The sequence below is a fragment of the Pseudoalteromonas sp. c7(2019) genome, from assembly GCF_011378625.1.
Classification (GTDB): domain Bacteria; phylum Pseudomonadota; class Gammaproteobacteria; order Enterobacterales; family Alteromonadaceae; genus Pseudoalteromonas; species Pseudoalteromonas arctica.
This window is the reverse complement of record NZ_WTKS01000021.1, coordinates 45680-55540: the sequence shown is the minus strand read 5'-3', so window position 1 is coordinate 55540 and position 9861 is coordinate 45680. Positions and strand designations below refer to the sequence as shown.

Annotated in this window: 10 protein-coding genes; 5 read left to right on the top strand and 5 right to left on the bottom strand. The window is 40.7% G+C overall.

Translation table 11 applies throughout. From position 1 onward, the window contains the following. Positions 1-88: 88 nt before the first annotated feature. The 5 genes from serA to metK all read right to left on the bottom strand — a co-directional run bounded on the left by serA (position 89) and on the right by metK (position 4525). Positions 89-1318 (bottom strand): phosphoglycerate dehydrogenase, encoded by a 1230-nt coding sequence (serA, locus tag GQR38_RS18435; protein WP_165722874.1) that lies wholly within the window; start codon positions 1316-1318, stop codon positions 89-91. A gap of 9 nt (positions 1319-1327) precedes the next feature. Next, the gene (gene rpiA, locus GQR38_RS18430) at positions 1328-1981 is read right to left on the bottom strand and encodes a ribose-5-phosphate isomerase RpiA (RefSeq protein WP_024591469.1); all 654 of its coding nucleotides are present in this window, start codon (positions 1979-1981) and stop codon (positions 1328-1330) included. Positions 1982-2034: 53 nt separating this feature from the next. Further along, complete coding sequence (locus tag GQR38_RS18425) at positions 2035-2631, bottom strand: 5-formyltetrahydrofolate cyclo-ligase (RefSeq protein WP_010554418.1); 597 nt, start codon at positions 2629-2631, stop codon at positions 2035-2037. 18 nt (positions 2632-2649) lie between these two features. Beyond that, positions 2650-3198, bottom strand: a complete 549-nt coding sequence (locus tag GQR38_RS18420) for a hypothetical protein (RefSeq protein WP_101217711.1) — start codon at positions 3196-3198, stop codon at positions 2650-2652. Between the two features lie 175 nt (positions 3199-3373). After that, entirely contained in the window at positions 3374-4525 is a 1152-nt protein-coding gene (gene metK, locus GQR38_RS18415; protein ID WP_007584761.1) for a methionine adenosyltransferase, read from the bottom strand. 304 nt (positions 4526-4829) lie between these two features. On the opposite strand from metK, the gene tkt reads away from it, so the two are divergent. The 5 genes from tkt to GQR38_RS18390 all read left to right on the top strand — a co-directional run bounded on the left by tkt (position 4830) and on the right by GQR38_RS18390 (position 9752). Then, positions 4830-6821, top strand: a complete 1992-nt coding sequence (tkt, locus tag GQR38_RS18410; RefSeq protein WP_010554422.1) for a transketolase — start codon at positions 4830-4832, stop codon at positions 6819-6821. A gap of 184 nt (positions 6822-7005) precedes the next feature. Next, positions 7006-7320, top strand: a complete 315-nt coding sequence (locus tag GQR38_RS18405; RefSeq protein ID WP_002958974.1) for a pyrimidine/purine nucleoside phosphorylase — start codon at positions 7006-7008, stop codon at positions 7318-7320. Between the two features lie 177 nt (positions 7321-7497). Next, entirely contained in the window at positions 7498-7854 is a 357-nt protein-coding gene (gene raiA, locus GQR38_RS18400; protein WP_007584763.1) for a ribosome-associated translation inhibitor RaiA, read from the top strand. A gap of 202 nt (positions 7855-8056) precedes the next feature. Next, complete coding sequence (locus tag GQR38_RS18395) at positions 8057-9232, top strand: divalent metal cation transporter (protein WP_165722875.1); 1176 nt, start codon at positions 8057-8059, stop codon at positions 9230-9232. A 64-nt stretch (positions 9233-9296) separates the two neighbouring features. Beyond that, positions 9297-9752 carry a GNAT family N-acetyltransferase gene (locus GQR38_RS18390; RefSeq protein ID WP_165722873.1) on the top strand — a complete coding sequence of 152 codons (456 nt, stop codon included), beginning with the start codon at positions 9297-9299 and terminating at the stop codon, positions 9750-9752. Positions 9753-9861 lie beyond the last annotated feature (109 nt).

Below are 9861 nucleotides of genomic sequence, written 5' to 3'. Positions count from 1 at the left end.
ACCTAGAAGATCGTTCAAGTGCTATTAACTAATTCTTAAATGATCGGCATTAGTCCATAAGGACCCTTCTTAATATCAAAAGTACTTATTAATGTAAAATACGTGCTCTAATTGTACCCTCAACAGCGCTTAGTTCTTTAAGTGCTACTTCAGATTGATCTGTATCTACATCAATAACTACATAACCAATAGATGCGTCTGTTTGTAGGTATTGCGCAGCAATGTTAATACCGTGCTGTGCAAACGCTTGGTTAATTTGCGTTAGTACACCAGGGCGGTTGTGGTGCACGTGTAATAAACGGCTACGATTAGCAAGCTCAGGCAGCGATACTTCAGGGAAGTTAACAGCTGTAATAGTTGAGCCATTATCTGAGTATTTAGCCAGTTTACCCGCTACTTCAATACCAATGTTTTCTTGCGCTTCTTGTGTAGAACCACCAATGTGCGGCGTTAAAATAACATTGTCGAATTGGCGCAGTGGCGATACAAATTCTTCATCGTTAGATTTTGGCTCAGTAGGGAACACATCGATTGCTGCACCACTTAGTTTTTTCTCTGTTAGTGCTTCTGCAAGTGCATCAATATCAACAACAGTTCCGCGTGAAGCATTGATCAAAATAGATCCCTGCTTCATAACAGCAAGTTCTGCGCTACCAATAAGATTTTTAGTTTGCGGTGTTTCTGGTACGTGTAAACTAATAATATCAGAGCGTTGTAATAGCTGAGTTAGGTTGTGAACTTGCTTTGCATTACCCAGTGATAACTTATCTTCGATATCGTAATATTCAACGTTCATACCGATATTTTCAGCCATAATACCTAGCTGAGTACCAATGTGACCGTAGCCAATAATACCTAATGTTTTACCACGTGCTTCAAACGAACCATTTGCTGTTTTTAACCAGCCACCACGATGAGCCGCTGCATTACGCTCTGGAATACCGCGTAATAAAAGTAGGATTTCACCAAGTACAAGTTCAGCAACTGAACGAGTATTAGAAAATGGTGCGTTAAATACAGCAATACCGCGTTCGCGTGCTGCATCTAAATCAACTTGGTTTGTACCAATACAAAAACACCCAACAGCAACTAGCTTGTCAGCTGAGTCTAATACGGCTTGGCTAATATGAGTACGAGAACGAAGTCCTACAAAGTGAACATCTTTAATGCGCTCTTTTAATTCGTCCTCAGGTAAGGATGTTTTAACGTAGTCGATATTGCTGTAACCGTTACGTTTTAGCGTTTCAACAGCGCTTTGGTGAACACCTTCAAGCAAGAGAATTTTAATTTTGTCTTTTGCTAACGATACCTTACTCATAACCTCATCCTATTTAATTTGTGGCCCATTTTTAGTACCGATAATCACTTTATCAGCACCACGCATTGCAAATAGGCCGTTGGTAACTACGCCAACAATTGAATTTATTTGTGCTTCAAGTTGTTTAGCATTGGTAATTTTTAAGTTGAATACATCTAATATAACGTTACCGTTATCGGTAACTACGCCTTGGCGATAAACGGGGTCACCACCAAGCTTTAATAATTCTCGTGCAACGTAGCTGCGAGCCATTGGAATAACTTCTACTGGAAGCGGGAAGTCGCCTAATGTTTTTACTAATTTGGTGTCATCTACAATGCACACAAATTGTTTAGCTACAGCGGCTACTATTTTTTCGCGAGTAAGGGCTGCGCCGCCACCTTTAATCATTTCGTTTTGATCGTTTATTTCGTCAGCGCCGTCAACGTATACATCTAAAGCAGCAACGTTATTAAGCTCAAATACTTCAATACCTAACGCTTGTAAGCGCGCGGTTGAGGCTTCTGAGCTTGATACAGCGCCTACAATAGTGTCCTTTACTGAACCAAGGGCATCAATAAAGTGATTAACAGTAGAGCCTGTACCCACACCTACAATAGTGTTTTCTTTTACAAACTCGAGTGCTGCCCAAGCAGCTGCTTTTTTTAATTCGTCTTGTGTCATTGCTTTGTGCTCATGTATGTCAGAAATATGCGGTTAGTAATCAAATTTAATTGTTACCAACAGTATGTTTTATCTGGGGTGATAATGGTTTTAAGTGGTACATCCCACGACTCGATTGGTAGAGCCTCAACTTTTTGGCATTCATGTGCAAGGCCAATTAGTTGTGGTTTTTGCCAATTTTGTTCGTGTAAACGTGCCAATGTCCGGTCGTAAAACCCACCTCCCATTCCTAGGCGATTACCTTGTTTATCAAATGCAACTAATGGCATAAGGAGGTAATCAAGCACTGGTAATGGGCATATTTGAGAGCAGTTCAGCTTAGGCTCCAAGATACCATAGCGATTTGCTCTCATGGGTGAGTTTTTCTCATAGCGCTGAAATAGTAAATTAGCGCCATTGAATGGGTGTATTATAGGTAGGTAAACGGTATGGTTTAAACTCCATAATTCTTTAATTAACAATGAAGTGTCTAGTTCCCCATCGTTACTCAAGTAAATGGCAATATGCTTTGAATTCGTTGTTTTTTCGCTTTTTAAATGTTGAATAAAATTCATTTTTAGCGATTGCGCAGCAATTATTTGCTGATTATTTGACAAGTTTTTACGGGTGTTACGAATTTTCGCTCTTATTTTTGCGCGTTTATTGCTCATTAAATTAATTAACCATTCTTAAAAAGAGAATAAATCGGGAAAAATTAAAAAAACAGCCAGTACGACTAGCAAAATGGTGGCAGTTGCAATCAATGAATATAAAAGTAAGTTACTGCGTTTTTTAGGAGGCGCTAAATCATCATCTAGCATTAGATCGTCACCTTGCCATTCGTCAATACTTTCGTCTGGTGCTTTTAATTGAGCTTCAGGAAGGCGTTGCTCTAACTCGTCTAGCTTTTCTTCAAGGCGAATTAAGCTGCTAGTGATGTAATCGAGTGCATCAAAAATACGTTCGTCACGTTGGTTGTTATTTGCAGCTGCGGGGGAGCTATTTTGAATTGCATTTGAAACAGCTTGCAGCTTACTTTTAATACCTAAGCTTGCTAGTAACTTAGCCTGTTTTAACGCTTTGTCTTTATCGCTTGGTGCAAACAGTGGCTTACCTTTAAAAAAAAGAGCTACTTTTTCATCTGACGTTTTTAATTTTGCAGCTAAATTTGTACATGCTGTTTTTATGTCAACGTTATCGGCAAGTCCTGCAAATATAACGCGAAAGTTATCGGCCATTTAACTGTCCCTAAAGCTTTTATAATGAAATGAGTATATACCTAAAGTACAAAAGAATTCGAGGTCGATTTAATAGTTATTTTGTAGACGCGCTACAAACAATATAGCGAATAAGTTTTAGATGCAAAAACGGCCCTTAAAAGGGCCGTTTTTAATTTACTACAACAATTTTGGCTTAAAGGCCAGCAGCTGCGCGAAGTGCGTCTGCTTTATCTGTACGTTCCCAAGGGAATTCGTCACGACCAAAGTGGCCGTAAGCCGCTGTAGGAAGGTAGATAGGGCGCTCTAAATCAAGCATTTGAATTAAGCCGTAAGGACGTAAGTCAAAGTGTTCACGAATAAGCTCGATTAAACGGCTTTCTTCTAGCTTGCTTGTACCAAACGTTTCAACGCTAATAGAAGTAGGCTCTGCAACACCAATTGCGTAAGAAACTTGTAGCTCACACTTGTCAGCAAGACCAGCAGCAACAATGTTTTTAGCAACGTAACGTGCAGCGTATGCTGCTGAACGGTCAACTTTTGATGGATCTTTACCAGAGAAAGCACCACCACCGTGACGAGCCATACCACCGTATGTATCTACAATAATTTTACGACCAGTTAAACCACAGTCACCCATTGGTCCGCCAATTACAAAGCGACCTGTTGGGTTAATGAAAAACTTAGTTGCACTTGTAATAAGTTCTGCAGGAAGTACCGGCTTGATGATTGTTTCCATCACAGCTTCTACTAAATCTTTTTGCGAAATGTCTTCGCTGTGCTGAGTAGAAAGTACAACAGCATCAATACCTACTGGCTTACCGTTTTCGTATGCAAAAGTAACTTGAGATTTTGCATCTGGACGTAACCAGTTAAGCTCGCCGCTTTTGCGTACTTGCGCTTGGCGCTGTACTAAACGGTGTGAGTAAGTAATTGGAGCAGGCATTAGTACTTCTGTTTCGTTACATGCGTAACCAAACATTAAGCCTTGGTCGCCAGCGCCTTGCTCTTCTGGGCTAGTACGGTCAACACCTTGGTTAATGTCTGGAGACTGTTTACCGATAGTGTTTAAAATTGCACATGAATCGGCATCAAAGCCCATGTCTGAATTTGTGTAGCCAATGTCACGAATTGTTTTACGTGTAATTTCTTCGATATCAACCCATGCGCTAGTAGTGATTTCACCACCAACCATAACCATACCGGTTTTTACGTAAGTTTCGCATGCAACACGGGCATGAGAGTCTTGCTCTAGGATAGCATCAAGTACCGCATCAGAGATTTGATCGGCGATTTTATCCGGATGACCTTCAGAAACTGATTCAGAAGTAAATAAATGTTTTGCCATTGTAATTCTGCTCACAAATATTGCGCTTCACAAACGTCGGTATTAGCGCTAAAAAATTAAGGGGCGTATTTTATCGAAAACAAAACACCTTGCATAGTGTTTTTACGCCTAGACGTCTAAATAAAATTACTAATAACTTTTTGGTCTTAAAAAATATTCATAATGCCTCACTTTTATAGGGTTTTTAATTGCACACAGCCCCCACAATAAGTAAGAATGGTCGGTATAAACGAACCCAAGTTACTTGGGTGCATAAACAAACACATAAATACCCGCGCAAATACACATAAAGGTAGGAGAATTCATGCCATCTCGCAAAGAACTTGCAAATGCTATTCGCGTCTTGTCAATGGACGCAGTACAAAAGGCCAAATCTGGTCACCCTGGAGCCCCTATGGGCATGGCTGATATCGCAGAAGTATTATGGCGCGATTATCTAAAACATAACCCAACGAATCCAGAGTGGGCTGACCGTGACAGATTTATTCTTTCAAACGGCCACGGTTCAATGCTTATCTATTCTCTATTGCACCTAAGTGGTTACGACTTACCACTGGACGAAATTAAAAACTTCCGTCAAATGCATTCTAAAACACCAGGTCACCCTGAATATGGCTATGCACCAGGAATCGAAACTACTACGGGTCCATTAGGTCAAGGGATCACAAATGCCGTAGGTATGGCAATTGCTGAAAAAGCGCTAGCTGCACAGTTTAACCGTGAAGGTCACGATATTGTTGATCACTTTACCTATGCATTTATGGGCGATGGCTGCCTTATGGAAGGTATTTCTCATGAAGCAGGTTCACTTGCAGGCACATTAGGTCTGGGTAAACTTGTTGCATTTTGGGATGACAACGGCATCTCAATCGATGGCGAAGTAGAAGGTTGGTTTACAGATGACACGCCAGCTCGCTTTAAAGCATACGGTTGGCATGTAATTAGTGGTGTTGATGGCCACGACAGCGATGCTGTAAGTGCTGCAATAGCAGAAGCAAAAAGCGTTACCGATAAACCTTCACTAATTTGTTGTAAAACAATTATTGGTTACGGCTCACCTAATAAATCAGGTAGCCATGATTGTCACGGTGCTCCACTAGGTGATGACGAAATTAAAGCATCTCGCGAATTTTTAGGTTGGACTGGCGATGCTTTCGAAATTCCTGATGATATTTACGCACAGTGGGATGGCAAAGAAAAAGGCAAGCAGCTTGAATCAAGCTGGGACGAAAAATTTGCAGCATACGCAAAAGCATACCCAGAGCTTGCAACTGAATACAAACGTCGTATTAATAACGAACTGCCTGGCGATTGGGCTGCAAAATCACAAGCGTACATTGAGCAATTACAAGCAAACCCTGCAAACCCAGCGTCTCGTAAAGCATCACAAAATGCATTAAATGCGTTTGGTCCGTTATTACCAGAATTTATGGGTGGCTCAGCCGATTTAGCTGGCTCAAACTTAACTATTTGGGATGGCTCTAAAGGTTTAACACGCGATGATGCAAGCGGTAACTACATTTATTACGGTGTACGTGAGTTTGGTATGTCGGCAATTATGAATGGTATTGCCCTTCATAAAGGCTTTATTCCTTACGGTGCTACGTTCTTAATGTTTGTTGAATATGCAAAAAATGCTGTGCGTATGGCTGCATTAATGAAGCAACCAAGCATTTTTGTATACACGCACGATTCAATTGGTTTAGGTGAAGATGGTCCAACTCACCAACCAGTAGAGCAAATTGCAAGCATGCGTTTAACGCCTAACTTATACAACTGGCGTCCATGTGACCAAGTTGAGTCGGCAATTGCATGGCAACAAGCTATTGAGCGTAAAGACGGCCCTACATCGCTTATCTTTACTCGCCAAGGTCTTGAGCAACAAGCACGTGACGCACAGCAATTAAGTGACGTTAAAAAGGGTGGTTACATCCTTAGCTGTGACGGCAATCCAGAGATTATCTTTATTGCGACGGGCTCTGAAGTGCAACTAGCACAAGATTCAGCAAGCGAACTACGCAGCCAAGGTAAAAAGGTACGTGTTGTATCTATGCCATGTACTGATGCCTTTGAAGATCAAAGCGCAGCATACAAAGAAAGCGTATTACCGGCATCTGTTTCACGCCGCGTAGCAGTAGAAGCAGGTATTGCTGACTACTGGTACAAGTACGTAGGCCTAAACGGCGCAGTAGTAGGTATGACTACCTTTGGTGAGTCAGCACCTGCAGGCGAGCTGTTTGAGCACTTTGGTTTTACAGTGGCAAACATTGTAAGCAAAGCAAACGAGCTTTTTTAATCGCTTTGATTAAATAAAGTAAGTAATTGAAAAACCCGCACATGTTGCGGGTTTTTTTATGCCCTTACATGAAGCAACTTCACCTTGATCAATGCAGCTTTCCTTGCAAGAAAGTAAGCTATCAGGCAAGGTAGTGCGATAAAATTTATAAATAAAAATCTTAAATTAATAGCAGGAGCTAAAAATGCCAAAGTTCGATAACGTGAGTGTAGTAAAAAAAGCCAATGTATATTTTGACGGAAAAGTGTCGAGCCGTACCGTTATTTTAGGTGATGGCGAAGCGAAAACGTTAGGCTTTATGCAACCAGGTGAGTTTGTTTTTGATACAAACCAAAAAGAGTGCATGGAGCTTTTAGCTGGCCAATGGGATATTTTATTACCAGGCGCAAGTGAGTGGAAAACATTTAACGCGGGTGAATCGTTTAATGTTGATGCAAATGTAAGCTTTAAAGTAAAAGTATCTGATTTTGCTGACTACTGTTGTTCGTACACAGATTAATCAGTACAGCTAGACGTCTGAAAGCCCATGCACTATGGGCTTTGCATAAACTTTGCGCAACGCATGATTTAAATCACCAAAAACCGCAAATAAACCTCAAATATATCTCTTTTTTCCTTGTGTTAATCTAAATAGCCCCCAATACTATTTATGAGGTAACAAATAAAAGGATACCCTATGAAAATTAATCTTTCTGGTCACCATGTTGAAGTTACTGACTCTATTAGAGAGCACATCAACGAAAAATTTTCAAAAATCGAGAGCCATTTCCCATCGCTTATTGCACTCGAAATTATTTTGTCTAAAGAACATCATAAAATCCAAGCTGAAATTAGCACTAATTATGAAGGCACGCGCATATCGGTAAAAGGGGAAAACGAAGTTATGTACCCTGCCATTGCAAGTGCAGCTAAAAAACTCGATGCAGCACTAAAACATCGAAAAGGGCAGATAAAAGCAAACTTACACGAAAAGCCTGTTAGCACTACACCTGAAATCGCACACGAGATCATCCAAGAGATGGATCTTAAATAAAATTTAGTCACAAAGTATTGTAAAAAAGAGCCGTATGGCTCTTTTTTATTGCCTGTAATTTAGGTAAGTTATGCGTTCTTGCAGTTTATTAATTATAAAAATTGATAAAAAGAACACACAACACACATATTTTGAGAAATTAATGCACACAACAAAAGCAGTATGGAAGTCTCGACTAGGTGCGCTTGGGCCTGGAATACTCATGGCAACAGCCGCTATTGGCGGATCTCACCTAGTTGCCTCTACGCAAGCTGGGGCAATATTTGGCTGGCAATTATTTTGGCTTATCCTCGTTGTTAATGTTTTAAAGTACCCGTTTTTTCGCTTTGGTATGGAATACACACTCGCCACTAAAAATAGCCTAGTGGAGGGCTATAAAAGCAAAGGCCCGTTTTACTTCTACAGTTTTATTGGCTTAAACATTGTTGCCGCTGTTGTTAATACCGCCGGCGTATTACTGCTTACCGCAAGCTTACTGCATTACGCCTTACCCATGGTTATTGAAGTAACCTTGCTTTGTTGGATGCTGCTGGGTGTATGTTTAGTTATATTGCTACTTGGACACTTTAAAGCGCTAGATAACGTTGCCAAAGGCATTATGGGGCTGCTTACGCTCGCTACTTTGATTGCCCTTGCCATTGCATTTAGTAACGGCCCAATGGCACCTGCTGATTATGTGGGACCTTCACCGTATGAACTTGCCATGCTTAGCTTTATGGTGGCTTTAATGGGCTGGATGCCAGCCCCTATCGAAATATCTGCATTAAGTTCTTTATGGCTAAAAGAAAAACAAGCGCAACAAACAGTTTCTAAAAGCCAAGGCTTGTTCGATTTTAACGTAGGTTACTGGCTTACAGCTGGCTTAGCCTTGGTATTTTTTAGCTTAGGTGTATTAGTGCAGTACGGGCAAACCAGTAGTATAGAACTCGGCGGTGTCGCGTTTGCCAAGCAGCTTATTGATATGTACGCATTAACAATAGGCGAGTGGGCAAGGCCGCTTGTATCAGCAATCGCCTTTTTATGTATGTTTGGCACTACACTCACCGTGCTAGATGGCTACGCCCGTACGCTTAACGAATCTCATAAACTACTTGGCTTTAAGCAATCAAAACACAGCCTAAATATTTGGTTAATACTACAAGCACTTGCTGGCATGGCCGTTATTTTATTTTTTAAATCAGCCCTTGGCCCCATGCTTACGTTTGCTATGACACTTTCATTTGTTACAACGCCTGTATTTGCATGGCTCAACTTTAGCCTTGTGCGATCAGAGCCTGCTATTAAGCATAGCGTGTTACTACGTAGTTTAACGTGGTTAGGTTTAGTGTACTTAGTTGGGTTTGCTGTCGCGTTTGTAGTGTGGAAACTAGCATTCTAAATATAATCACTTACTTTAGGGTTTTAATTAAAGCCCTAAAGCTTAAAATTTAAATGAGGTATAAATGAATATTAGAATAGGTGATCTTTCAAACCCACACGTTATAAAGCTACTACAAGCACACCATAACGATATGCTAAAACACTCACCCGTTGAGAGCGTGCATGCACTTGATGTGAGCAAACTCACTCAGCCCGACATAACTTTTTATAGCTTATGGATTGATAATAATTTAGCGGGTGTTGGCGCTTTAAAAGCGCTCAATGCCACTCATGGCGAAATTAAATCAATGCGCTCATCAAGCAGCTATTTACGCCAAGGCATAGCCGCTAAGTTACTCACGCATATTATTGAGCAAGCGACCTTGCAAGGTTATAAAAAGCTAAGTTTAGAGACCGGCACTGCTGAAGCATTTTTACCCGCACAAAAGCTTTACACTCAGTTTGGTTTTAAAGAATGCGAACCATTTGGTTATTATGAGCTAGATCCGTACAGCTTGTTTATGAGTAAAGGGCTTTGAACAAAAATGAACGAGAAAGTAAGGTTTTATAGTCAGACGACGTATATATTATTTGTATGGCGGCTCAGAGCGTGAAGCTGACAGTTAAAAATTATGATGTATGAAGTCA

What these genes read in the sequence shown, in the direction of transcription:
- GQR38_RS18405 (WP_002958974.1), top strand. Translation starts at nt 7,006, where the DNA reads ATGCCAAAGTTCGATAACGTGAGTGTAGTAAAAAAAGCCAATGTATAT.
- raiA (WP_007584763.1), top strand. Translation starts at nt 7,498, where the DNA reads ATGAAAATTAATCTTTCTGGTCACCATGTTGAAGTTACTGACTCTATT.
- metK (WP_007584761.1), bottom strand. Translation starts at nt 4,525, where the DNA reads ATGGCAAAACATTTATTTACTTCTGAATCAGTTTCTGAAGGTCATCCG.
- GQR38_RS18395 (WP_165722875.1), top strand. Translation starts at nt 8,057, where the DNA reads ATGGCAACAGCCGCTATTGGCGGATCTCACCTAGTTGCCTCTACGCAA.
- rpiA (WP_024591469.1), bottom strand. Translation starts at nt 1,981, where the DNA reads ATGACACAAGACGAATTAAAAAAAGCAGCTGCTTGGGCAGCACTCGAG.
- serA (WP_165722874.1), bottom strand. Translation starts at nt 1,318, where the DNA reads ATGAGTAAGGTATCGTTAGCAAAAGACAAAATTAAAATTCTCTTGCTT.
- GQR38_RS18390 (WP_165722873.1), top strand. Translation starts at nt 9,297, where the DNA reads ATGAATATTAGAATAGGTGATCTTTCAAACCCACACGTTATAAAGCTA.
- GQR38_RS18420 (WP_101217711.1), bottom strand. Translation starts at nt 3,198, where the DNA reads ATGGCCGATAACTTTCGCGTTATATTTGCAGGACTTGCCGATAACGTT.
- tkt (WP_010554422.1), top strand. Translation starts at nt 4,830, where the DNA reads ATGCCATCTCGCAAAGAACTTGCAAATGCTATTCGCGTCTTGTCAATG.
- GQR38_RS18425 (WP_010554418.1), bottom strand. Translation starts at nt 2,631, where the DNA reads ATGAGCAATAAACGCGCAAAAATAAGAGCGAAAATTCGTAACACCCGT.